20 protein-coding genes are annotated in these 24,037 nt (G+C 48.6%); 18 read left to right on the top strand and 2 right to left on the bottom strand.

Features of this window, described 5'->3' with window-relative positions; all coding sequences use genetic code 11:
- Positions 1 to 68: 68 nt before the first annotated feature.
- The 9 genes from DW835_RS00500 (at position 69) to DW835_RS00460 (ending at position 11,301) form a co-directional block, all read left to right on the top strand.
- A complete protein-coding gene (locus DW835_RS00500) occupies positions 69 to 782 on the top strand; it encodes a pseudouridine synthase (RefSeq protein ID WP_118730479.1) in 714 nt (237 codons plus the stop codon).
- Positions 783 to 805: 23 nt separating this feature from the next.
- Complete coding sequence (gene ligA / locus DW835_RS00495; protein ID WP_022313342.1) at positions 806 to 2,779, top strand: NAD-dependent DNA ligase LigA; 1,974 nt, start codon at positions 806 to 808, stop codon at positions 2,777 to 2,779.
- A gap of 26 nt (positions 2,780 to 2,805) precedes the next feature.
- Positions 2,806 to 3,723, top strand: coding sequence for a homoserine O-succinyltransferase (gene metA, locus DW835_RS00490; RefSeq protein ID WP_117464916.1), 918 nt, complete (start codon positions 2,806 to 2,808; stop codon positions 3,721 to 3,723).
- A gap of 57 nt (positions 3,724 to 3,780) precedes the next feature.
- Positions 3,781 to 4,677, top strand: a complete 897-nt coding sequence (locus DW835_RS00485) for a sugar phosphate nucleotidyltransferase (protein ID WP_118730478.1) — start codon at positions 3,781 to 3,783, stop codon at positions 4,675 to 4,677.
- A gap of 201 nt (positions 4,678 to 4,878) precedes the next feature.
- The gene (locus DW835_RS00480) at positions 4,879 to 6,030 is read left to right on the top strand and encodes a 2-aminoethylphosphonate aminotransferase (RefSeq protein WP_118730477.1); all 1,152 of its coding nucleotides are present in this window, start codon (positions 4,879 to 4,881) and stop codon (positions 6,028 to 6,030) included.
- 6 nt (positions 6,031 to 6,036) lie between these two features.
- Complete coding sequence (aepX, locus tag DW835_RS00475; protein WP_118730476.1) at positions 6,037 to 7,332, top strand: phosphoenolpyruvate mutase; 1,296 nt, start codon at positions 6,037 to 6,039, stop codon at positions 7,330 to 7,332.
- A gap of 28 nt (positions 7,333 to 7,360) precedes the next feature.
- Positions 7,361 to 8,485, top strand: a complete 1,125-nt coding sequence (aepY, locus tag DW835_RS00470; RefSeq protein ID WP_118537196.1) for a phosphonopyruvate decarboxylase — start codon at positions 7,361 to 7,363, stop codon at positions 8,483 to 8,485.
- A gap of 157 nt (positions 8,486 to 8,642) precedes the next feature.
- Entirely contained in the window at positions 8,643 to 10,232 is a 1,590-nt protein-coding gene (locus DW835_RS00465; RefSeq protein ID WP_022313351.1) for a flotillin family protein, read from the top strand.
- A gap of 94 nt (positions 10,233 to 10,326) precedes the next feature.
- Positions 10,327 to 11,301, top strand: coding sequence for a glycosyl hydrolase (locus DW835_RS00460; protein WP_243036990.1), 975 nt, complete (start codon positions 10,327 to 10,329; stop codon positions 11,299 to 11,301).
- A 5-nt stretch (positions 11,302 to 11,306) separates the two neighbouring features.
- Here DW835_RS00460 and DW835_RS00455 read toward each other — a convergent pair whose 3' ends face one another.
- Positions 11,307 to 11,711, bottom strand: coding sequence for a type II toxin-antitoxin system HicB family antitoxin (locus tag DW835_RS00455; protein WP_118730475.1), 405 nt, complete (start codon positions 11,709 to 11,711; stop codon positions 11,307 to 11,309).
- A gap of 30 nt (positions 11,712 to 11,741) precedes the next feature.
- Complete coding sequence (locus tag DW835_RS18660; protein WP_337544641.1) at positions 11,742 to 11,813, bottom strand: hypothetical protein; 72 nt, start codon at positions 11,811 to 11,813, stop codon at positions 11,742 to 11,744.
- Positions 11,814 to 12,241: 428 nt separating this feature from the next.
- On the opposite strand from DW835_RS18660, the gene DW835_RS00445 reads away from it, so the two are divergent.
- The 9 genes from DW835_RS00445 to DW835_RS00405 all read left to right on the top strand — a co-directional run bounded on the left by DW835_RS00445 (position 12,242) and on the right by DW835_RS00405 (position 24,035).
- Positions 12,242 to 13,933, top strand: coding sequence for an ATPase, T2SS/T4P/T4SS family (locus DW835_RS00445; protein ID WP_118730474.1), 1,692 nt, complete (start codon positions 12,242 to 12,244; stop codon positions 13,931 to 13,933).
- A 142-nt stretch (positions 13,934 to 14,075) separates the two neighbouring features.
- Positions 14,076 to 15,290 carry a type II secretion system F family protein gene (locus DW835_RS00440; RefSeq protein WP_118730473.1) on the top strand — a complete coding sequence of 405 codons (1,215 nt, stop codon included), beginning with the start codon at positions 14,076 to 14,078 and terminating at the stop codon, positions 15,288 to 15,290.
- 107 nt (positions 15,291 to 15,397) lie between these two features.
- On the top strand, positions 15,398 to 15,868 hold the full coding sequence (locus tag DW835_RS00435; protein WP_118730472.1) for a prepilin-type N-terminal cleavage/methylation domain-containing protein: 471 nt from the start codon (positions 15,398 to 15,400) through the stop codon (positions 15,866 to 15,868).
- Between the two features lie 28 nt (positions 15,869 to 15,896).
- Entirely contained in the window at positions 15,897 to 16,652 is a 756-nt protein-coding gene (locus DW835_RS00430; RefSeq protein WP_118730471.1) for an A24 family peptidase, read from the top strand.
- Positions 16,653 to 16,759: 107 nt separating this feature from the next.
- Complete coding sequence (pilM, locus tag DW835_RS00425; RefSeq protein ID WP_118730470.1) at positions 16,760 to 18,457, top strand: pilus assembly protein PilM; 1,698 nt, start codon at positions 16,760 to 16,762, stop codon at positions 18,455 to 18,457.
- Positions 18,458 to 18,470: 13 nt separating this feature from the next.
- Positions 18,471 to 19,232 carry a hypothetical protein gene (locus DW835_RS00420; RefSeq protein ID WP_118730469.1) on the top strand — a complete coding sequence of 254 codons (762 nt, stop codon included), beginning with the start codon at positions 18,471 to 18,473 and terminating at the stop codon, positions 19,230 to 19,232.
- 339 nt (positions 19,233 to 19,571) lie between these two features.
- Entirely contained in the window at positions 19,572 to 20,927 is a 1,356-nt protein-coding gene (locus DW835_RS00415; RefSeq protein WP_182430187.1) for a prepilin-type N-terminal cleavage/methylation domain-containing protein, read from the top strand.
- Between the two features lie 128 nt (positions 20,928 to 21,055).
- Positions 21,056 to 23,488 (top strand): hypothetical protein, encoded by a 2,433-nt coding sequence (locus DW835_RS00410; RefSeq protein ID WP_147353683.1) that lies wholly within the window; start codon positions 21,056 to 21,058, stop codon positions 23,486 to 23,488.
- The gene (locus tag DW835_RS00405; RefSeq protein WP_118730466.1) at positions 23,466 to 24,035 is read left to right on the top strand and encodes a type II secretion system protein; all 570 of its coding nucleotides are present in this window, start codon (positions 23,466 to 23,468) and stop codon (positions 24,033 to 24,035) included. The genes DW835_RS00410 and DW835_RS00405 overlap by 23 nt, the downstream gene beginning before the upstream one ends.
- Positions 24,036 to 24,037 lie beyond the last annotated feature (2 nt).

The raw sequence follows: 24,037 nt of genomic DNA, 5'->3' as shown, positions 1-24,037 counted from the left end.
AACATATACTTGCGGCCGTGTGTCTGTAGCCCGGAAGTTAAGGGCTTCGGAAAGGAATGAGGAATAGAATGCGTCTGAATAAATATCTGGCACAGTGCGGTGTATGTTCCCGAAGAGATGCGGATAAGCTGATCGAACAGGGAAAAGTACTGGTCAACGGTCAGGTGGCCGGAATGGGACAGCAGGTGGAAGAAACGGACACCGTGCAGTTGGGTAAGAAGATTCTGCAGGGAAAACAGACACAGAAGGTACTGGCATTTTACAAGCCGGTGGGAGTGACCTGCACGGAGAGAGATCCTCATGCAGAGAAAAAGATCATGGATATGATCCGCTATCCGGAACGGCTGACCTATGCGGGACGTCTGGACAAAGATTCCGAAGGCCTGATCCTGCTCACCAATGATGGAGATCTGATCAATGCCATGATGCGGGGCGCCAACCGTCATGAAAAAGAATATATCGTAAAGACAGATAGGGAAATAACACCCGATTTTTTGGAGAAAATGGCGAAAGGTATTTATCTGAAAGATCTGGACATCACTACCAGAGAATGTGAGATGGAACAGATCGGAAAATTTACCTTCCGTATTGTTTTGACTCAGGGAGTCAACAGACAGATCCGGCGGATGTGTGAAGCCTGTGGATACCGGGTAAAAGCGCTGAAAAGAATCCGGATCATGAACATTCTGCTGGGGGATCTGAAGCCGGGAAAGTGGCGCGAGATCACCGGAGAAGAGCTGGAACAGCTTCAAAGAGACACCGGAATGTTAAATCGCAATTAAATATATAAAGGCAGGAATACAAGATGCAGTCTTCCAAAATAGACCGGATCAAAGATCTGGTAGAACAACTGAATGCAGCTTCCGAAAGCTATTACGCCAAGGATCAGGAGATCATGAGCAACTACGAATACGACAAGCTCTATGATGAACTGGTGGAACTGGAAAAAGAGACAGGCGTTACCCTGGCCAACAGTCCTACGGTAAACGTAGGCTACGAAGCGGTGGATGAGCTTCCCAAGGAGCGCCATGAGAGTCCTATGCTGTCTCTGGGCAAGACGAAAAGCCGGGAAGAACTGCGGGACTGGCTGCAAGGCAATCCTGCAATTCTCAGCTGGAAACTGGACGGGCTGACCATTGTATTGACGTATCGTGAAGGAAAACTTGCAAAAGCGGTTACCCGTGGCAACGGCGAGATCGGTGAGGTCATTACAAATAACGCCCGTACTTTTAAGAATCTTCCGCTGAATATTTCCTATACCGGAGAACTGATCCTGCGGGGAGAAGCGGTGATCACCTACAGTGATTTTGAGAAGATCAACGGGGAGATCGCAGATGCAGAGGCAAAATACAAGAATCCCCGAAATCTGTGCAGCGGCTCTGTGAGGCAGCTCAACAATGAGATCACGGCCAGACGGAATGTCCGCTTTTTTGCTTTTACGCTGGTAAAGGCGGATGGTGTAGATTTTCATGATTCCAAGGAAGCCCAGTTTGCTTTTTTGCAGGAGCAGGGCTTTGCAGTGGTGGAACATGTGGCAGTAACGGAAGAGAACATTTTATCTGCCATTGAAGATTTTGAACACAAGATCGAGCACTACGATATTCCTTCCGACGGTCTGGTACTTACTTATGAAAGTATCAGCTACGGACAGTCCCTGGGCAGAACTGCGAAGTTCCCCAGAGATTCCATTGCTTTCAAATGGGCGGATGAACTGCGGGAGACTACATTAAAAGAGGTCGAGTGGAGCGCCAGCCGTACCGGTCTGATCAATCCGGTAGCTATTTTTGAGCCGGTGGAACTGGAAGGCACAACGGTGAGCCGCGCTTCCGTGCATAATATCAGTATCATGAGATCCCTCAGACTGGGAATCGGAGACCATATCACGGTCTATAAGGCCAACATGATCATTCCCCAGATCGCTGAGAATCTGACAGGCAGTGATAATGTGGAGATTCCAAAGGTGTGTCCGGTGTGCGGACAGCCCACGGAGATCCGACAGATGAATGAGGTACAGTCTCTGTACTGCACCAATGAGAAATGCCCGGCCAAGGAGATCAAATCCTACACTCTGTTCGTCAGCAGAGATGCGCTGAATATTGACGGACTCTCCGAGGCAACATTGGAGAAGCTGATCGATCAGGGCTTTATCCATGAATATGCGGATCTGTTCCGGCTGGACCGTTACAAGGAGGTCATTACCGGAATGGAAGGATTCGGAGAAAAATCCTATCAGAATATGATGGACAGTATCGAGACTGCAAGACATACCACGCTGCCCCGGTTGATCTATGGACTGGGGATCGCAGGAATCGGCGTGGCCAATGCCAAGGTGCTGTGCCGGTATTTTGATTACGATCTGGAACGAATGCAGGCAGCGGACGAAGAAACACTGAGTGCCATTCCCGGTGTGGGAGAGGTGCTGGCATCTACATTTACGGATTATATGCGGGATGCGGAAAATCTGGAGAAAATAGCTCATCTGAAGGAAATCCTGACGATAGAGACACCACAGATCGATGAGAGTGCACAGACACTGGCAGGAATGTCCTTCGTGGTGACGGGAAGCCTGAACCATTATGCCAGCCGGAATGATCTGAAAGAGGTCATTGAGGAAAAAGGCGGCAAGGTGACCGGAAGTGTCACCGGCAAGACCACCTGCCTGATCAACAATGATATTACCTCTACATCATCGAAAAATAAAAAAGCAAAAGAATTACAGGTTCCCATTCTGACAGAAGAGGAATTTCTGAGAACCTATAATATTCCTTACGAGGAATAAGCAAGAAAGACCCGGAGGAAAATAAAATGCCTATCAAAACACAAAATGATCTGCCTGCCAAGGAAATACTGGAAAATGAAAATATATTCGTCATGGACGAATTCCGTGCGGTACATCAGGACATGCGTCCCCTGCAGGTACTGATCCTGAACAATATGCCGGTAAAGCAGGATACGGAGCTGCAGCTGCTGCGGGCGTTGTCCAATACACCGCTGCAGGTGGATGTCACTTTCATGAACACCAAGACCCATGTGTCACTGAATACTCCGGCCAGCCATCTGAACAAATTTTACACTACCTTTGATGAGATCAGGGATCGTAAATTCGATGGACTGATCGTTACCGGAGCACCGGTGGAGGATATTACCTTCGAGGAAGTGGATTACTGGGAGGAGACCTGTCAGATCCTGGACTGGGCGGAGACCCATGTGACCTCCACCTTACATATCTGCTGGGCGGCACAGGCCGGATTCTATCATTATTACGGAATCAACAAGAGACAACTGTCCCAGAAGCTGTTCGGCGTCTATGCACATAAGGTATCCAACCGGAAAGTTCCGTTGGTCCGGGGATTTGATGATATTTTCATGGCTCCTCACAGCCGTCACACCGAGACACCATCGGAGGCCATTCATGCCTGTAAGGATCTGACGATCCTGGCAGAATCGGAGAAGGCCGGCGTATTCCTGGCAATGGCGGAAGAGGGCAAAAAGATTTTTGTAGCGGGCCATCCCGAATATGACCGTTATACACTGAACAACGAATATCATAGAGATCTGGACAAAGGACTGCCCATTCAGATCCCCTATAATTATTACCCGGACGATGACCCGGAGCAGAGACCTCTGTTACAGTGGAGATCTCATTGTAACAACCTTTACAGCAACTGGCTCAATTATTATGTATACCAGACAACACCATATGACTTAACGGAAATTCGATAATTTCGATAGAAACAGGACGATGGTCATGGAGAATGGAAAAAAGAAAGGAAGCAGAAGATGAATCAGACACTGACAAGAAAACAATTTGATATTTTATCAATACTGGCAGAGGAAAAAGGTACTTTATCCCAGAGACAGCTGGGAGAAAAGAGCGGACACTCTCTGGGAACGGTCAACCGTGTCATGCAGGAACTGACCGAATTACAGTATGTGACAGAGGGAGAGATCACAGGTGCCGGAATCTCCGCACTGGAGCCTTACCGTGCAAAGCGCGCCATCTTTATTGCAGCTGGATTCGGAAGCCGGCTGGTGCCCATTACCTTTAACACCCCGAAACCACTGGTACGTGTGCATGGACAGCGTATTATTGACGGACTGATCGATGCCTGTCTGGATGCCGGGATTAATGAAATCTATATTGTCCGGGGGTATCTGGCAGAGCAGTTTGATCAGCTGCTGTACAAATATCCCATGATCAGATTCCTGGAAAATCCGGTTTACAATGAAGCTAACAATATTTCCTCCGCCATGGTGGCAAGATATATGCTTTCCAATGCCTATGTATTTGAGGCGGATCTGCTGATCTCCAATCCGCAGATCATTAAAAAATATCATTATACCTCCGATTTTCTGGCAATAAAAAAGGACAGAACCGATGACTGGTGCTTCACGGTAAAAGACGGAGTCATTGTAGAAGAGAAAGTCGGCGGCCTGGATTGCTGGCAGATGGTGGGCATCTCTTACTGGAACGAAGAAGACGGACATAAGCTGTCAGATGATATCAAGATGACCTACGAACAGCCCGGCGGCAAGGAGCGTTACTGGGAACAGGTACCCCTGGTATTCTGCCAGAAGCATTATAAGGTAGAAGTACGTGAATGCCGGGAAAATGACATTATCGAGATCGATACTTTCCGGGAACTGAAAGCCATCGACAAGACGTATGATGTTTAAAAAAAATAAGTATTGCTATTTTGTGCGAATGGTATTATTATATGTTCATATTTAACACAAAGTGTCTGCGAATGGAACGCAGACATTTTGTGTACTTATTTTAGTCGAAAACCTATGAAAACCGTTCAAAGAATTAAAACATATCATACATTAATGAACGATTGGAAAAAGAACGCGAACAAAAAAAGGAGGAATCCCATAATGGAGCAGTTGATACAAAAACCCGTCAAAAGAAATATTTTATTGAATCCCGGACCGTCTACCACCACTGATACCGTAAAATACGCACAGGTCGTGCCGGACATCTGTCCCAGAGAGAAAGAATTCGGCGGATTGATGAAGGGGCTCAGAGAAGACCTTGTAAAAATCGTGCATGGAGACTTGGAAAAGTATACGAGCGTCCTGTTCTGTGGATCCGGCACCATCAATATTGATGCATGCATCAGCTCCCTGCTGCCGGAGGGCGGAAAAGTACTGGTGGTGGATAACGGAGCCTACAGCACCAGAGCTGTGGAAGTATGTGAATATTACGGACTGCCCCACATTGATCTGCGTTTCCCGGTGGACCAGCTGCCGGATCTGGAAAAAGTGGAGCAGACTCTGAGAGAGAATCCGGACATTGCACTGGTACATACCACTCATAACGAGACCGGCACCGGCATTCTCAATCCTATCCGTGAGATCGGAGCCCTTGCTCATAAATATCATGCTGTCTTTACCGTGGATACCACCTCTACTTACGCCATGCGTCCCATTCATATAGAAGAAGACAATATTGACTTCTGTATGGCTTCCGCCCAGAAGGGTCTCATGGCCATGACGGGACTATCCTTTGTGGTAGGCAGCCGGGCAATTCTGGAGGCTTCGAAGGAATATCCGAAACGTTCCTATTACTGCAACCTGTATCAACAGTATGATTTCTTCCAGAGGACCGGAGAAATGCATTTTACCCCGCCGGTACAGACCATCTATGCCACCATTCAGGCATTGAAGGAATACTGGGCAGAGGGAGAGGAAGCCAAGTGGGCGAGACACACCAGAGTCTTCGAAGCTATCCATGAGGGACTGGATGCACTGGGATTCCGGGATGTGATCCGCAGAGAATGGCAGTCGGGACTGGTTGTGTCTGTGAAGTATCCCGATGATCCAAACTGGAATTTTGAAAAAGTACATGATTATTGCTATGAGCGGGGATTTACCATTTACCCCGGCAAAATCTCTACTACCAATACCTTCCGCCTGTGTGCGCTGGGTGCGATTGACAGACCGGATATCGAAGCCTTTTTCAAAGTGTTCAGAGAAGCACTGGAAGTCAATAAAATTCAGATTCCGGCAAAATATAAGGAGGCATAGGATCAAATGAAGCGAGTATATACCTGTTTCTGTACAGATGTCATTCATGAGGGGCACCGCAATATCATCAGAGAAGCCGGAAAATACGGCGAGCTGACCATCGGCGTCTTAAGTGATGCGGCAATGATCCGTTTTAACCGTTTTCCCACCATCAGCTTCGAGGAGCGTATGCAGCTGGTAAAAGATATCCCGGAAGTCAGCAATGTGGTCGTGCAGGATGATGTAATGTATGATAAGGTCATTGAAGAATTGCGCCCTGACTACGTGATCCATGGGGATAACTGGCAGGAGGGAGCTTTGAAGGCTATCCGTGACAACGTGGAAGGACTGCTGAAGACATACGGCGGTGAGATCATAGATGTCCCTTATACATATAATGAAGAAGTAAAAAGAATTGATACGAGGATCAAGGAAAAGCTGGCCATGCCGGAATACCGCAGAAAACGCCTGCGCCAGCTCATTGAGATCCGTCCCATTGTCAAAGCACTGGAGGTTCACAGCGGCCTGACCGGACTGATCGCAGAGAAGACCATCGTGGAGCATGATGGTGAGCTGGACCAGTTCGATGCCATGTGGATCAGCTCTCTGTGCGATTCCACGGCGAAGGGCAAGCCGGATATCGAGCTGGTGGACATGACTTCCCGTTTCCGTACCATTGATGACGTGACGGAAGTGACCACGAAGCCCATTATTTTTGATGGAGATACCGGCGGACTGACGGAGCATTTCGTATACACAGTGAGAACACTGGAAAAAATGGGTGTTTCCGCCATCATTATTGAGGACAAGACCGGACTTAAGAAAAATTCCCTCTTCGGAAACGATGTGGTGCAGACTCAGGACAGCATCGAGAACTTCAGTGCCAAGATCGCAGCCGGCAAAAAGGCACAGCTGACGGATGATTTCATGATCATTGCCAGAATCGAAAGCCTGATCCTGGAGCGAGGCATGGAAGATGCACTGAACCGTGCCAGAGCTTTCGTGGCAGCGGGAGCGGATGGCATCATGATCCACAGCCGTAAGAAATCCCCGGATGAGATTCTTGAATTCTGTGATAAATTCCGGGCAGAGGATCCGAAGACACCTATCGTGGTGGTGCCGTCTTCCTTTAACAGCATTACGGAAAACGAACTGGCCGCCCACGGCGTCAATATCGTGATCTATGCGAACCAGCTGACCAGAAGTGCCTTCCCCGCCATGCAGCAGACCGCCGAGGACATCCTGCGGTATCACAGGGCACAGGAAGTGGACAGCAGACTGATGCCGATCAAAGATATTATAACTTTAATAGACGAAATTTAACTGACAGGGGCAGGAAAGGAATACTTACATGAAAGCAGAAAACTTTGCGAAAATTTTAAATGCGGACTTTTATACCGGGGTACCGGATTCCCAGCTGAAAGCCCTCTGCAATTACCTGATGCACACCTATGGGATCGATCCGAAGCATCACGTGATCGCAGCCAACGAGGGAAACTGCACGGCACTGGCCGCCGGCTATCATCTGGCTACCGGAAAAGTCCCGGTAGTATACATGCAGAACAGCGGAGAAGGCAATATCATCAACCCCGTGGCATCCCTGCTGAACGATAAAGTCTATGCCATCCCCATGATCTTCGTCATCGGCTGGCGCGGTGAGCCGGGGATCCACGACGAACCCCAGCATATCTACCAGGGTGAAGTGACCCTGAAATTGCTGGAGGATATGGGAATCCGCTATTTTGTCATCGGAAAAGACACAACGGAAGAGGAAGTAAGTGCTGCCATGCAGGAGTTCCGCAAGGAGCTGGATCGTGGTGAGGATGTAGCGTTCGTGATCCGGAAGGGTGCCCTCAGTTATGAGGAAAAGGTGGAGTATCGCAACGACAATCCCATGATCCGGGAAGAGATCATCCGCCACATCGTGCAGGCTTCCGGCGAGGATCCCATTGTCAGCACCACGGGCAAAGCCAGCAGAGAACTGTTCGAGATCAGAGAACACAACGGACAGAGCCATAAGTATGATTTCCTGACCGTAGGTTCCATGGGACACAGCAGCAGTATCGCCCTGGGTGTGGCAGTACAGAAGCCCGGGACGAAGGTATGGTGCGTGGACGGTGACGGCGCAGTGCTGATGCACATGGGTTCCATGGCAGTACTGGGTAGCACGGCCCCGGAAAATATGGTACACATCGTCATCAATAACGGTGCCCATGAGACCGTGGGCGGTATGCCTACCGTGGCAGCCGATATTGATCTTGTCTCCATTGCAAAGGCCTGCGGCTATCCCCATGCAGTATCCGTTACCACCTATGAGGAACTGGACCGGGAACTGACCGCTGCAAAAGAGAGAGAGACCCTGACCTTTATCGAAGTAAAATGTGGTATCGGCGCAAGGGAAGATCTCGGAAGACCCACCACCACGGCACTGGAGAACAAGCAGAACTTCATGGAATACCTGAAGGAATGCCGATGACCGGTAACACACGTGGAATATCGTGCACATTTTGCTACAATAAAATGAGAAAAAAATAATAGATATCACTGTTCGTCAAGCTGCCTGTATGGTAAAATACATACCATACAAGCAGCTTTTCATATATTACAAAAGCAGAAAGAATGAGGGAGTACATATGGAAATTAACATTGGTATTATCGCAATTATTGTATTGGCCATTGCCATCCTGGCCATCCTGGCATCCGGTTATGTGAAGGCATCACCGAACAAAGCCTACATCATCTCCGGTATTAAGAGAGAGCCCAAGGTTCTGATCGGACGTGCAGGCATCAAGATTCCTTTTCTGGAGAAGAAGGATGAGCTGATCCTGAAGCAGATCAGTATCGACATCAAGACCAACGGTTATATACCTACCAAGGATTTCATCGGTGTGGATATCGACGCCGTGGCAAAGGTCAGAGTCCTGACCCAGAGAGATGTCACCGTAAATGCGAAGGGTGAAGTCGTGGCAGGTGCGGATGCGAACAAGAGAATCACCACCGAGATGGCCAATGCAGCCATGAAGAACTTCCTGAACATGAACGAGGATCAGATCCGCGATGCTCTGACTGATTCCTTACAGGGTAACATGCGTGAGATCATCGGTACCCAGTGCCTGAAGGAACTGTGTAATGACCGTAAGACTTTCGGTGATGAGGTACAGGCAAAGGCGCAGAAGGATATGAACGCTTTAGGTATCTGGATCGAGTCCTGTAACATTCAGAAGATCGAAGATGAGAACAACCTGATCACTGCTTTGGGACAGGATAACATGTCCCAGATCCAGAAGGATGCTTCCGTTGCAAAGGCACAGGCAGACAGAGATGTGGCCATCGCCAGAGCACAGGCACAGAAGGATGCCAATGATGCACAGGTCATCGCAGAGACCGAGATTGCCCAGAAGCAGACCGAACTGGCGATCAAGAAGGCAGAACTGAAGAAAGAGTCCGATATCAAGAAGGCAGAAGCTGACGCAGCATACAAGATCCAGGAAGAGGAACAGCGTAAGACCGTGGAGATCACCACAGCGAATGCGAACCTGGCCCGTCAGGAGAAGGAACTGGAGTTAAAGGAAAGAGAAGTATCCATCAAGGAGAAAGCACTGGAAGCTGAGGTCAAGAAGACCGCAGAAGCAAACAAATACGCAGCACAGCAGAAGGCAGATGCCGAGCAGTATGAGAGACAGAAGAGAGCGGAGGCCGAACTCTTCGAGATCCAGAGACAGGCAGAGGCTGAGAAGGCAAAGTCCGAGGCAGAGAGATTTGCCAAGGAGCAGGCGGCAGAGGCAGTCAAGGCAGCAGGCCTGGCAGAGGCAGCAGCCGTAGCAGCCAAAGGTAAAGCAGAAGCAGAAGCTATCCAGGCGAAGGCAGAGGCAGAGGCAGCCGGTATCCTGAAGAAAGCGGAAGCTATGAAGCAGTACGGCGACGCTGCAAGACAGCAGATGGAGTTAGATACTCTGAAGGTATACTTCGAACAGCTGCCCAAGATCGCCGAGGCTGTGGCTAAGGGCTACATGAACGTAGATTCCATCAAGATGTTCGGCGGCGATTCCAGCAAGCTGGCAGGCGATATCATGACCACTGTAACCCAGGTTACCGATGGTATCAAGGAGTCTACCGGACTGGACATCAATGAGATGCTGGCTAAGGGATTTGCAAAAGAAACAAAGTCTGAAGAGACTGGTTCTACAGCAAATGCCGATTACCATGAGGTAAAGCCGGAATAATACTTGCGATAAGCGACAGAATGTCATAAACTGAGGGTACAGAGACAAAATAAAAGTCTCTGTACCCTCTTGCTTTTGCGGGCGGGGTATGAAGATGAAAATGGAAAAGGAAGAAAAGATGACAACAGCAGATCCGAAGGCGACAAAAGAAACAGTAGAATTATGGCATTACCTACATGCCGTAGCAGGTAAACAGATCATTACCGGTCAGCACACCCAGACCATTCCCTGCGAAGAGATAGATTACATCAGGCAGGTCACCGGAAAGGAACCGAAGCTGCGGGGCTTTGAACTGCTGGCGTATTCTCCGAATATCAATTATGAAGATGCTTCCCCGGAATGCATCCAGGAAGTGGAAGAAAATAAGGGGACCGTGGAGACGGCATTGCAATGGGCCAGAAAACAGCGGGAAGCCGGAAATGGTGGTATTCTCACCTTCACCTTCCACTGGTTCTCGCCCTTAGGCGGCAGAGACAAGAGCTTCTATACCGAACACACGGATTTTGATGCAAGGGAAGTATTGAAAGAGGGAACCCCAGAGAGAGTGGCATTCTATCATGACATGGATGTGATTGCGGAGATCCTGCGGCGCTTTCAGGAAGAGCGGATTCCCATTCTCTGGCGCCCGTTCCATGAATCCTACGGTACCTGGTTCTGGTGGGGAGCGCAGGGCCCGGAAGTGGCGAGAAACCTGTATCACCTGATGTTCGATTACTACACAGGTGAGAAAGACCTGCACAACCTTCTCTGGGTATGGAACAGCGATATACCAAAAGCCTACCCCGGAGATGAATACGTGGATGTAGTATCCATGGATGTCTACCTCCCGGAGTATCAGGCCACAGACTATGCGAATGCCTACGAGAAGCTGGAGACAGCCACCTCCCGTGACAAAGTGGCTGCCCTGGCAGAAGTGGGCTACCTTCCCGATGTGGATCTCCTGCAAAAAAGCAGAATCCCCTGGGCTTACTACATGACCTGGTCCAAGGAATTCTGCATCAGCGAAAAATATAACAGCGTAGAAAATCTGAAGAAAATGTACGACAGTGAATACGCGGTGACTTTGTGATACGGTCACATTTGCACTTGTTGCAGCTTGGCAATGAGAGCATCCTTTAGAACTTTGGAATAATTGATACCGCAATTATCGCAGGCAGTGTTTAACCATGCCGGAATAGTCAGTGTCTTTTTGACGGCCCTGTCATCATAGGCCCGGGCATAATTATCCAAATTCACACAGATTAGATTTATTAATGCAGTGGGATCGTCTGATTTCACTGCATTAATTGCAGTAGGAGCAGGAAGAACATCGCCGTCTCTCAGGGAAGTGAACAGGTATTGCCCACATGCCTCTTGAGCCATTGCAAAAGCATCGGCAAGATTGTCACCATAAGTGGCAAGATCATTAAGATCGGGAAAAATGACAGAGTATTTCCCATTCGCTTCCGGGTAAAAAATAGCTGGATATATATAATTCATAAGATCACTCCTTTCAAAGGCTGTTCCATATTATTTTAGTCCAGCCTGTTTAAAAATAGAATTAACAACTCGCAAAGGAATATCGCCTCTGTGATTGGGAATGGTTACTTTCCCTGACTTTGAAGGATGTTTGTACTGATGATGAGAAAACCTCTGATATCAGACAAAACCCAGCCATCGTCAAGGATGATTCGCTCTAATTCGCGAAAACGCATGGATTATCTCTCCTTTCTTAAGGCAACACGTATAATACGTGAAGTCAATAAATGTTGGGAAAATTCGCCGAAGAATTGGCGTATTTAGAAGTTTTTAAAATAAGATGAAATAATTGTACCGTGTAACATGAGAGAAAGCAACAAAAATGTTTTTCTCAGAAATTGAAACAAAAGTACTAAAAACAATTTACATAAATCTAAAATATGCTATAATATTTCCGTATTGAGACAAAATATTTGTGAGTTGTAGCCAAAAAATACTACAATTTCACACATATTTCCAATTATCAACAAAAGTAATGGGTGAGAGAGTTTATGGAATTAGGCAGAAAAAAGGTCCGTTTAGGTGAATTACTGGTAAACAGCGGTGTCCTCACGAATGAGCAACTGCAGCAGGCGTTGGATAATCCCGCCCGACAGGGCAAGAAGCTGGGAGAATTCCTCGTAGATGAGGGCATCGTATCAGAGGATGATCTGGCGAAAGCGCTGAGCCGTCAGCTGGATCTGGATATGATCGATCTGCAGAGCACTAACGTGGACAAGGAAGTACTGAATCTGGTACCGGTCAACGTCCTGAAGAAGAACAAGATCTTCCCCTTCGCCTACAAGGAAAATAACTTCAACGTTCTCATGGTCGCCATGGCGGATCCCCTGGATTACAACGCCATCGATGACATCAACATCATCACCAACTTCCAGGTAGAGCCCGTAGTAGCCACCACCCGCAGCATCATGTTGGCCATCGATAAATATTTCGGTCAGGAGGAAGTAACCGAGGCACTGGCAGCCTACGCCAAAGAGAAAAAGCTGGATGTGGTGGAAGACATCGCCACGGAGGAGAACATCAACAGCTCCCCCATCGTAATGCTGGTCAAGGACATGATCGAAAAAGCCGTCCGTCAGCGTGCATCCGATATCCATATCGAACCCATGGAAAATATCATCCGTGTCCGTTACCGTATCGACGGTGCCCTCTATGAGAGAGCGAGATACGGTGTCAATGTATTGTCTGCCATCATCGCCCGTATTAAGATTATCGGCGGCATGGATATCTCCGAGAAGAGAAAGCCGCAGGACGGCCGTATCACCCAGGTGGTAGACCGTGTGGAATACGATATCCGTGTATCCATCCTGCCTACCATATACGGGGAAAAAGTCGTAATGCGTCTTGCCGCGAAGAGTGCACTGAACCGCGACAAGAGCCAGTTAGGCTTCAAACCCTACGAATTAAAACAGTTTGACTATATCCTGAAAAATCCTCACGGTATCATCCTGGTAACCGGACCTACCGGAAGTGGTAAGTCCACCACCCTGTATACCGCACTGAGCGAACTGAATAAAGAAGACGTGAACATCATCACCGTCGAGGATCCTGTCGAGGCCAATATTGACGGTATCAACCAGGTACAGGTCAACACCAAGGCAGACTTGACTTTTGCATCGGCACTGCGTTCCATCCTGCGTCAGGACCCGGATATCATCATGATCGGTGAGATCCGTGACCAGGAGACCGCCAGCATCGCCGTACAGGCGTCCATCACCGGACACCTGGTGGTAAGTACCCTGCATACCAATTCCTCCGCCAGCACCATCACCCGTCTGGAGGATATGGGCATCGAATCCTACCTGATCGCAGATTCCGTCATCGGCGTTATCGCCCAGCGACTGGTACGCAGACTCTGTCCTTTTTGTAAAAAGCCAAAGCAGGCCACCAAGGATGAAAAAGAGTTCATGGGCATGAGGGAAGAGGAAGATGTGACCATCTACGAGCCCTGCGGATGCAGCAAATGTGACAACACCGGCTTCAAAGGCCGTATCGGTGTCTATGAGATCATGCAGATCACTCCGAAACTGAAAACCATTATCAGCAAGCGGGAGGGTGCCGATATCTTAAAAGAAGAAGCATTAAAAGAAGGAATGCATACCCTGCGTATGAGTGCCACGGACTATGTACTGGATGGCACCACCTCCTTCTCCGAGATGGTAAAGGTATCATTTGACGTATAATTCTATAAAAACCGCAATATTTTATAGAAATTTATCAAAATTTATAAAAATTTTTCAAAAACCTGGACCTTTTCAGGACCGGGGCTCGTCTTACATGGTTGGGGAGAAAGTTAAAGATAGAGACGCATTGGAGGGAAGGCACATGGCGACCTATGGCTACAGAGCCATCACAAAGGCTGGAAAAGAAGTAAAGGGAAGTTTGGAAGCGGATAACAAAGATCTGGCAATGGCAGAACTGAGAAGGCAGGAGCTGACCGTTATCGATCTGGGAGAACAGAGCTTCCTGACGAAAGACATCGACATCCAGATCGGCGGATGGCCCAAGGCCAGGGATCTAAGCGTCATGTGCCGCCAGTTCGTCAGCATGACCAAAGCGGGCGTCAGCATCCTCGAATCCCTGAAAATGCTCTGCGAGCAGACAGAGAACAAGAGATTACAGGACGCACTGAAGGAAGTCCGCATCAGCGTGGAAAAGGGTGAGACCCTGGCAGATTCCATGGCAGAGCATCCGAAGGTGTTCCCGGCGATCATGGTGAACATGGTGGCTGCGGGTGAGGCATCTGGTAGTCTGGAAACGGCTATGGAACGTGTAGCTACACAGCTGGAGCGTTCTCATAAGACACAGGCAATGGTAAAGAAAGCAATGATCTATCCTATCGCGGTATGTATTGTTGCTATAATTGTCACAATCGTAATGCTGGTTGTGGTCATTCCTAACTACGAAGATATGTTTAAAGATCTGGGAACGGAATTGCCGTGGATCACACAGTTTTATGTGAACTTAAGCCATGGAATTATCAATTACTGGTTCATTATTATTCCGGTAATTATAGCACTGGTATTTGCTATCCGGGCATTTGCTAAAACCGATGCCGGAAAGCATTTCTTTGGAAAGATTGCCTTGAAGGCACCTTTATTCGGAAAACTGACCACAAAATCAGCATCCTCTATGATGGCACGTACCATGAGTACTCTGCTGGGTGCCGGTGTACCACTGATCGAAGCGGTGGAGATTGTGTCGGGTGTCATGAGTAATATCTATTTTAAGGAAGCAATGGAAGATGCCAAGGAAGAGATCACCATTGGTATGCCGCTATCCAGACCTTTACAGGAGAGTGGACTATTCCCTCCTATGGTATATCAGATGATCCGCATCGGTGAAGAATCCGGTAATACGGAGGAAATGCTGGACAAGCTTGCGGATTATTATGATGAAGAAGTGGAGATGTCCGTACAGTCCCTCATGGCAGCTATGGAGCCTATGATCATTATTGTACTGGCAGTCGTGGTTGGCGGACTGATCGCTGCATGTATGATGCCTATGATGTCTATGTATACGGCACTGGATAACTTATAATCATTTTGGATTATCCGTCCTGTGTAGGGACAGGACGATAATTAATAAATGGGGCGGAAAACTTACTACCCTGAAATTAAAAAACACATAAAAAGGAGAATGTAATTATGAACAAGAAACAGAAGAGTTTAACAAACAAAGGTTTCTCCCTGGTAGAGCTGATCATCGTTATTGCTATCATGGCAGTACTGGTTGGTGTACTGGCACCTCAGTTCTTAAAGTATGTTGAGAGATCCAGAAAATCTACTGATGTTCAGAATGTGGCTTCTATCGTAACGGCATTACAGACTTATGCAGCAGATCCTATGGTTGAGACTGCAAATCAGTTGACTGATGGAGGAAAAATTACACTTACAACTACATCGGTTACTGTATCTACTACAAACTGCACTGGAAATACTGACAAGGCATTGACAGCAGCTGGAATCAGTACAATTGGTTTGAAGTCCGGTAACTGGACCAGTACAGCTGGTGCTGGAATTACCCTTAACGTTGCTGTATCCAATGGAACAATTACTGTTACCTGTGACACAACACTTGATGGTACTAACAATATTCTTACAGGAACCTACAACTAGGTAGTAAGAACAATGAAAGGCATCTGACATGCTCCCAACAATTCTTCTCTACATAGTGATTTTCCTTTATGGAATCGTGATCGGTAGCTTCCTCAATGTGTTGATCTACCGTATCCCGAAAAAAGAGAATATTGTAACGACCAGGTCTCACTGCATGAACTGCGGTTATCAGCTGCGGTGGTACGACCTCGTACCCCTGTTCAGCTACCTGGCGCTGGGAGGCAGATGTCGGAAATGCAAGGCACATATCTCCGTTCAGTATCCCGTCATCGAGGCACTGAACGGAGTGCTGTACCTGCTCGTATTCTGGAAATATGGGATGAGCGTGGATTCCCTAGTCTACTGCTTGTTGTTTAGTGCACTTCTTGCTTTAAGTGTGATTGATTTCAGAACATATGAGATCCCTGTGGGATTTAACTTATTTATACTGGCACTGGGGCTGATCCATGGAGCCTTCCACTATACACAGTGGCTGGATTTCCTGATCGGCTTCCTATGTGTCAGTGTATTTTTGCTTATTCTGTACTATGCGACCGGTGGCAGAGCCATTGGCGGCGGCGATGTGAAGCTGATGGCGGTCTGTGGGCTGTTACTCGGCTGGGAATTGATTATTTTTGCATTTTTACTGGGATGTATCATAGGTTCCGTGATTCATCTGATCCGTATGAAAGTAAGCGGCGAAGGACATGTCCTCGCCATGGGACCGTATCTCTCCGCAGGGGTGGCAATCGCTGTCCTGTGGGGTAATGAATTCTTACAGTGGTATCTGAATTTTTACTTATAAGAAGATACCTGCATTTCGAACATGATTTCAGAAAGTTCTTCAAAGATTCTGCGATGGCGGAAGGCTTTTGAAATACGATAAATACCGGGAAGAGGAAGGGTAGAAATATGGCAATGAACAATCGCGTATTGAGTATTGAGATCGGCAACTCTTTTACGAAGATCTGCGAGATGGACTACAAGGTGAAGAAGCCGAAGGTCTACAAGGTATTGACGGTGGAGACACCGGAAGGCATCGTGGTGGATGGTATGCTGCAGCCGACACAGGAGTACGCAGACCATCTGGTGAATGCACTGGGAACGAACGGCATCCGTACGAAGAAAGTGCTGTTTACCATTTCTTCTACCAGAGTGGCAAGCCGTGAGGTACAGATTCCCAATGTCAAGGCGAGTAAGATCGAGGCACTGGTGAAGACCAATGCCAGTGACTATTTCCCGGTGGATCTGACCCAATATGAGATCGGACATTATCTGGCAGGCGGTCTGGCAGAGAATGGCAAGCTTCGTGTCATGGCTCTGGCCGTACCCAAGGCTCTTTTAAACAGCTATTATCAGCTGGCGCAGATGTGCGGCTGGGAGGTGGAGTGCTTCGACTACAGCAGCAACAGCTTATACCAGATTCTCCGCGATGAGAAGTCCGAAAAAGTTACTATGGTCATCAAAATCGATGAGAACAGCACCATTGTGACCGTGCTTTCCGCCGGTAAGGTGTTATTACAGAGAACGGTGGCTTACGGTGTGCAGGATGCTATTGATACTATGATCGCTTCCGGAGCCTATGCCGTGAACGATCCCATGAGTGCGGTAGAACGTTTCCAGAAGAAAACATGTCTGAACAGAGTACTCCATCAGGGAGACAAAGTCTGGGAAGAAAATGCCGGACGCTGGGAAGATGAGGATGCCGGTAATGTGGAGGTCACAGCAGCAAGACAGAAGATCACCGCTTCCCTGGAGCCTCTGATCGTGGGTGTGAGCCGTGTCATTGACTTCTATGATTCCAGGAACAGTGAAAATCCCATTGAAAAGTCCTATGTTACCGGTCTGGGCGGCAGCTTCAGCGGCATGAGCAAGCTGTTCACCAACTGCCTGGAGCGCAAGGTACATACCCTGTCCGAGATGGATGACAAGATCGGCATGAGCAAGGCCATCCGTTCCACCAGACCCGCAGCCTATATTTCCTGTCTGGGTGCGGTACTCGCCCCCGTGGGACTGATCGACAAGAGCACCCAGAAGTCCAAGGGACTGACCGTAGTCAGCGGCACGAACTATACCTTCGTCAGTGTGGCGGTACTGGTGTTGGGCGTGATCCTGTCCATCGCCATGGCAGCCACCTCTGTGACCAGGTACCTGGGAAATGTGGCGCAGAATGTGTATCTGCAGAACCGGGTACAGGAGCTGCAGCCGGCACAGGCAGTATACAACGATTATCTGGCGGCAGAAGCCCAGTATGATAAATACACATATTTATATGCTTATACCCAGACTCCCAATGAGAATCTGGTGGAGTTCATCAATGAACTGGAACAGATCCTGCCGGACAGCTTCTATACCAACAGCTTCAGCTCCGACCAGACCGGCATCAGCATGTCAGTGACGGTGGAAGGGAAAGCAGCGGCAGCCCGTACGATTCTGAATATCCGCAACATGCAGAGCATTGATGATGTAGAGATCAGCAATATTACGGACAGCAAGGATGAGACCGGCACGTCCATAGTGACTTTTTCCATTACCGGAAGCTATAAGGATCTGACGGATGAGACCGAAGAGAGCGGTGAGGCACAGACCGGCACCCAGACAGCACAGTAGGAGGCAGCGGAAGATGAAGGTTAAGAAGAGTGAAATTCAGCTTTTGATCGCAGTGATCGGTGTTCTTATTGTTGTGTGTACGTATTTTCTGGTATATTCCAGTTTTAATGAAAAATCAGATGCCCTTGAGGCACAGAATGTAACGTTATCATCCCAGGTGGCAACGCTGGAAGCCTTAGACCAGCGCAAGGCAGACTACATTGAGGCTACCGGGAAGATGCAGTCCTATATCACGAATTTTGAGAACCGTTTCCCGGCAGATATCTTACCGGAAGACAGCATTATGATGGTAAAGACATTGGAAGATTATACTCGTACCGAGGTGGCAAATATTGCATTCGGTTCCGAAGCAGAGGTGGTGTATACTCCTGCAGCGGATGCGGCAACGACGACTGCGGATGCAACAGCTGCCACGGATGTAGCAGCAGCCGATGCTGCGGCAGATACCACAGCAGCTGCCGCAACGACGGCAGCAAGTCCGGTATCTACGGACGGTACTGCTTATGCAGATACCCATATGTATGAGGTACCCCTGAGCATCAGCATTTCCTGCACCTATGACGATTTCAAGGGACTGGTAAGATACATTTACAATCAGCAGGAACGCGAGAGCATCCAGGGCGTCAGCATCAGCTACAACGAGACCGACGGAATGCTCACCGGCAACATGACCATGAACACCTATTATCTGCTGGGAACCGATAAGGTATACAGTTCACCTTACATCCCGGATATGCAGATGGGCGTAGACACTATTTTCGGAAACGTGGAATAATAGATTTGCAATCATAGCAGTATACGACTGCTTGCAGGCAGGATACTGCTATGATTAGCAAATCAAACAACCATGAGCAGGAAGGACGATAGTCCGGAGTGCGAATGGTTGTCCGGTTTCGGGAGCACGGAGTGCGGAGAAAACGGTATTAGTCATGAGCAGGGAGGACGATAGTCCGGAGTGCGAATGGTTGTCCGGTTTCGGGAGCACGGAGTGCGGAGAAAACGGTATTAGTCATGAGCAGGGAGGACGATAGTCCGGAGTGCGAATGGTTGTCCGGTTTCGGGAGCACGGAGTGCGGAGAAAACGGTATTAGTCATAGCAGGGAGGATGCCTCACATGCAGGAACGCACGGAGAGAAGACAACTGAATAACGAAGGCTTTTCTCTGATTGAACTGCTGATTGCCATCGTGATCCTGTCGATCATCGTTGTGCCGCTTTTGCACAGCTTTGTGACTTCTGCCAGAACCAATGCCAAGTCCCGCAACACCATGCATGCCACGGCCATCGCAGAGGATGTCATGGAGCAGTTTGAGGCACATACACTGGAGGAGATGGCAGACACCTATGAGACGGTCACTCCCACTGATTTCACTAACAATGTGCAGAGAGATGTCTCTCTGGATGTGGACGGAGACGGCGCAGCAGAAGATGGTATCTGGCAATATACCTTCCGGGATGAGAAGACGACTTCGGGCACCTATGATGTAGTGGTGACACTGGATCCTAACGGTTACACGGCACTGAATGAGAAGGATATTGTAAATATCCAGAACCTGGCAGGCAATCTGAATGCGGTATATTCCGAATCGGAAGATGCCGCACAGGAGGCTTACGGTTATTTTGAAGCGTATTCCGGCGGCAGAGACGTTATGGAGATTGCCAGGAATACTACCAAGACCATCGAAATATCCATAGACAGCAGCCGCATTTTACTGGATCTGGGAGACGGAGAGAGTGTAGAGACAGATGTGTATCTGGTGACGGCCTCCACAGTCTATCATTGTAATTCCGCTATCCTTACGGGCATCAGCGGAGATTATCCCCAGAACGGCTCGGATTATGTGATCTTTTCCAATGAAGAGGCGGTAAGAGCCAAAGCAGCGGAGCTTAAGAAGGAGAAGGAGAGCGGGAATCCGGTGGATGCAGAGGAGATCATTTCCCAGCTGGCCAATATCATTGTGTGCCTGCAGCCCAGAGTGGAGGCATCCCAGAGTGCGGTGACTTCTGCGGTAGACAAAGTGATCGTAAATAACCCGAAGAATGTACAGACGAATCTGTTCCTGGTGGAGCAGACTCCGTCAGCGGAGAGAATAGACAGCTTCACGGACGAAAGCACCGGTTTTAACCCGTATTCCTCCTGGAACAACAATTACAAGGCGGCATTTGAACTGCGGGAGACCTGGCCGGGCTGGATGTCCTCTGCCGGAGCCAGCATTGATTCCGCCTGCAGACTGCGGACGAATCTGATAGACCGCAGCAATACGGAATACATTTTCAATGATCTCAGCGTGTCCGGTGCGGCAGGAAATGCTGTCGGAGATGTGGCGAAGGATATTATGGGTGCGGACGGCGGTCTGACACCGACGGAGCGACGCAACCGTATCTATGACATGCGGGTACAGGTGTACAGCAGGGATACGATCGGTGTACAGTCCCCTGTGCTTACCATGACGGGAACCGTGATCGAGTGATCCGTCAGGCACAGGACAGAGAAGATACCGGAAGGAAGACGAGAAAAATGAAGATATGCGGAAGAAATCCCAAAATATTTTCAAGGGTAAGACAATTCCACAGACGAACGGACAATAAGGGCTCAGCAATGGTCGTTGTGATCATTGCCATGGCCTTTATTGGCATTTTAGCCAGTGTTTTGATGTATATGTCACTGCTGAACTATCAGATGAAGGTGAACAATCTCAAGGCGAAGGACAACTTTTACTCCGCAGAGACTGTGCTGGATGAGATCCGGACGGCTATGGGAGAGCGGGTGTCCGCTTCAGTCGGAAGTGCCTATGAACTGGTTCTGAAAAATTATGAGGCAACCTCCGCAGAGGAGAAGCAGAACAAACTGAGATATTATTTCCTGAAGGATATGCAGGATTATTATGCAGTGACAGGAAGTATGAATATCAACAACTATGATCTGACCAAGCTGTTCAACAGCCTGTCTTCGGAGATAAAGCGGGGGACGGTGCTAGAGACATTGAATGACTCCGGGGAAGTAGTGTACCGGATGGCTCTGGACAGCAGCGGCAGTCTGAAGGTATATGTAATGACAACGGATCCGGTGACGGGCAACAAGGAGAGAGTGGAGACCACGGATATTCCTACCGGACGTTTTCAGTTGTACACCGATGGACTTTCCTTCTGCGGTCTGAAAGTGACTTATACGGATACCGATGGCTATGTGTCCGTGATCCAGACCGATATCCGGGTGAAGATGCCGGATATGGATTTTGCGCAGGCAGTGACACTTCCCTCCATTACGGGGATCTCCATGGTGGCGCAGGAGAATATTCAGGCACTTCCTTCTGATTCCACGCTGATCAGTAAAAATGTCATTGGCGGCAGCTTTTATGCGGAACGTTTTATCGTGGGCAGCGAAGAGTCCGGCAAGGGTAACGGTGTGACGGTGGAATGGAAAGAGACCACCGGCAATGAAAACGAAGACAAGCGTATGGTGATGGCTTCCGATTTATATCTGGGAGAAGGAGCCACACTTACCACAGATCAGTACGGTGAAGTATGGGCCGGTTCCATTGCCATGAACGGAGGGATTCCGGGCAATACGGGAAGCAACGGAACGTTGAGCTTTCAGGGAAACAACGTATATGTGGCCGGAGACCTCAGGATGACCGGGGAACGGAATGTATTTACCGCCGGAGCACAGATCGACGGAGAATATGCCGGACAGTATATCGGCTTCGGTAATGGAAAGGGCGTGGACAGCAGCGCCATTCTGGTCAACGGCACGGATACGGAGATCTATCTGAATGAATTGAAGAATCTTACGCTGGCGGGAAATTCTTACATTTCTCTGACGAAAGCCAAGGATGGCATTACCGGCGAGGATGGTGTGAGCAACACCGGAGTACAGGATGTGATGATGGGACAGTCTATCGCTGTGAAGAGTGACCAGCTGGCTTACCTCGTTCCGGCGCAGTGTATCGGCGTGGATGCTTCCGGCAAGACCGTGTTAAACGGTGCCAGCAACCCGATCACGTTGGAGCAGTATAAGGACAAGATCAGGGACCAGGCGGATGTAACGGAAGTGGCATTGAATATTCCGTCCGCTACTCTGAATGGTCATACGCTGGCCGAGTACGGACTGACCCAGAACAATATCCAGAAGATTTTCAAGCGGATCAACAGCAAGATCACGCTGGTGTATTATTATGTAAGCTTTGACAGCACCTCTGATACCGCGAGAGCCAATGCCAACCGGTATTTTCAGGATTATTACGGTGCCAACCAGCAGACCATGGAAGCCTATACCGGTCTGTATACCAAAGCCATTCAGGTGCGTGGACAGCAGAACGGAGCGTATATCATGCATCTGGCAGGCAATGTGGCCATGTATGACAGCAGTGCGGCTGCGGGAAGTCAGGAGAAGCTGTTGGATGCCACACTGACCAGTGATGGTGCCAATGCAGGATATCAGGCACTTTTGGCATCGGATCAGTTGAAATTCCAGGCATTGTCCAAGAAGATGATCGATGTCTATGAGCAGCTGCTTCCTTCGGAGAAGACGGATGCAGCCAATGCTTATACCAATCTGGTAAATGAAGGGGAGATAACGACCTTCCATGCTGTATTAAACGGTAGTACCGGAAATAAGGTGGAGTCAAAATATTTCGGCAATACCACAGGAAGCCTTGCGGAGCAGGGATATAAGGCAGTTATCGTAAAGGGTGATTATACCTATCCGGAAGCCGGATTCGGCGAGTTCAGTGGACTGATCATTGCTACCGGAGATGTCAAAGTGACAAAGGAATTCCAGGGAACGATCCTGTCCGGCGGAACGATCACGCTGGATCAGAATGTCAATGTGGAACCTGACCGGGATGCGGTGCTTCATGCCCTGACCTATTCCAGAACGATCGTAGATGCTGCCGGTAAGACACAGGAATATCATGTGGTAGATTTTTTAAATGGCGGAGACGGTTACCTGAGCAGTAACGGTAAGTCCTATAAGAACAGTGATATAAATCTGGGAGATTTGATAGTTTATGAAAACTGGCAGAAAGAATAACAACAGTGGTTTTTCCCTGGTGGAGCTGATCATTGTCATTGCGATCATGGCGGTGCTGGTGGGTGTGATGGCCACATCCATTACATCCCTGACCGGCAGGAAAGTCCGGAAATGTGCGGACGAAATTGTGACAACACTGGAGCGGACCAGAGTGCTGACCCTCGGAAAAGAACAGAATCGGGTGGAATGCGTTATCAGCTATAATGATACGACCAAGGAATATACGGCACAGATCCGGCAGGGAGATGTGGAGGTATCCAACAGGGTACTGGGAAAAGAGCCTATTGATATCAAAGTATATTTTGAGGGGGATTCCACGGGATATTCCCTGACGGAACTGAAAGGATCCGACAGCCTGTTACCTTATGTTTCATCTTCAAATGGGCTGCATCTGGTGTTTAACCGTGCATCCGGGGCCTTTGAGAAGGATACCTGTACGGCAAACAATGTGTTGAAGGAATATTGTCAGAAAATCGTCGTAAGCAACGGAACGAGAAACATAGAAATCACAACGGTCGGCAAGACTGGTAAGATCCTGACGAAGTAAGG

The organism is Clostridium sp. AM34-9AC, from assembly GCF_003480225.1.
GTDB classification, from domain to species: domain Bacteria; phylum Bacillota; class Clostridia; order Lachnospirales; family Lachnospiraceae; genus Acetatifactor; species Acetatifactor acetigignens.
This window is presented reverse-complemented; position numbering and strand designations above follow the sequence as displayed.

Excerpts from the sequence above, each read along its gene's own strand:
- DW835_RS00500 (WP_118730479.1), top strand. The coding sequence starts at position 69 with ATGCGTCTGAATAAATATCTGGCACAGTGCGGTGTATGTTCCCGAAGA.
- ligA (WP_022313342.1), top strand. The coding sequence starts at position 806 with ATGCAGTCTTCCAAAATAGACCGGATCAAAGATCTGGTAGAACAACTG.
- metA (WP_117464916.1), top strand. The coding sequence starts at position 2,806 with ATGCCTATCAAAACACAAAATGATCTGCCTGCCAAGGAAATACTGGAA.
- DW835_RS00485 (WP_118730478.1), top strand. The coding sequence starts at position 3,781 with ATGAATCAGACACTGACAAGAAAACAATTTGATATTTTATCAATACTG.
- DW835_RS00480 (WP_118730477.1), top strand. The coding sequence starts at position 4,879 with ATGGAGCAGTTGATACAAAAACCCGTCAAAAGAAATATTTTATTGAAT.
- aepX (WP_118730476.1), top strand. The coding sequence starts at position 6,037 with ATGAAGCGAGTATATACCTGTTTCTGTACAGATGTCATTCATGAGGGG.
- aepY (WP_118537196.1), top strand. The coding sequence starts at position 7,361 with ATGAAAGCAGAAAACTTTGCGAAAATTTTAAATGCGGACTTTTATACC.
- DW835_RS00465 (WP_022313351.1), top strand. The coding sequence starts at position 8,643 with ATGGAAATTAACATTGGTATTATCGCAATTATTGTATTGGCCATTGCC.
- DW835_RS00460 (WP_243036990.1), top strand. The coding sequence starts at position 10,327 with ATGAAAATGGAAAAGGAAGAAAAGATGACAACAGCAGATCCGAAGGCG.
- DW835_RS00455 (WP_118730475.1), bottom strand. The coding sequence starts at position 11,711 with ATGAATTATATATATCCAGCTATTTTTTACCCGGAAGCGAATGGGAAA.
- DW835_RS00445 (WP_118730474.1), top strand. The coding sequence starts at position 12,242 with ATGGAATTAGGCAGAAAAAAGGTCCGTTTAGGTGAATTACTGGTAAAC.
- DW835_RS00440 (WP_118730473.1), top strand. The coding sequence starts at position 14,076 with ATGGCGACCTATGGCTACAGAGCCATCACAAAGGCTGGAAAAGAAGTA.
- DW835_RS00435 (WP_118730472.1), top strand. The coding sequence starts at position 15,398 with ATGAACAAGAAACAGAAGAGTTTAACAAACAAAGGTTTCTCCCTGGTA.
- DW835_RS00430 (WP_118730471.1), top strand. The coding sequence starts at position 15,897 with ATGCTCCCAACAATTCTTCTCTACATAGTGATTTTCCTTTATGGAATC.
- pilM (WP_118730470.1), top strand. The coding sequence starts at position 16,760 with ATGGCAATGAACAATCGCGTATTGAGTATTGAGATCGGCAACTCTTTT.
- DW835_RS00420 (WP_118730469.1), top strand. The coding sequence starts at position 18,471 with ATGAAGGTTAAGAAGAGTGAAATTCAGCTTTTGATCGCAGTGATCGGT.
- DW835_RS00415 (WP_182430187.1), top strand. The coding sequence starts at position 19,572 with ATGCAGGAACGCACGGAGAGAAGACAACTGAATAACGAAGGCTTTTCT.
- DW835_RS00410 (WP_147353683.1), top strand. The coding sequence starts at position 21,056 with ATGGTCGTTGTGATCATTGCCATGGCCTTTATTGGCATTTTAGCCAGT.
- DW835_RS00405 (WP_118730466.1), top strand. The coding sequence starts at position 23,466 with ATGAAAACTGGCAGAAAGAATAACAACAGTGGTTTTTCCCTGGTGGAG.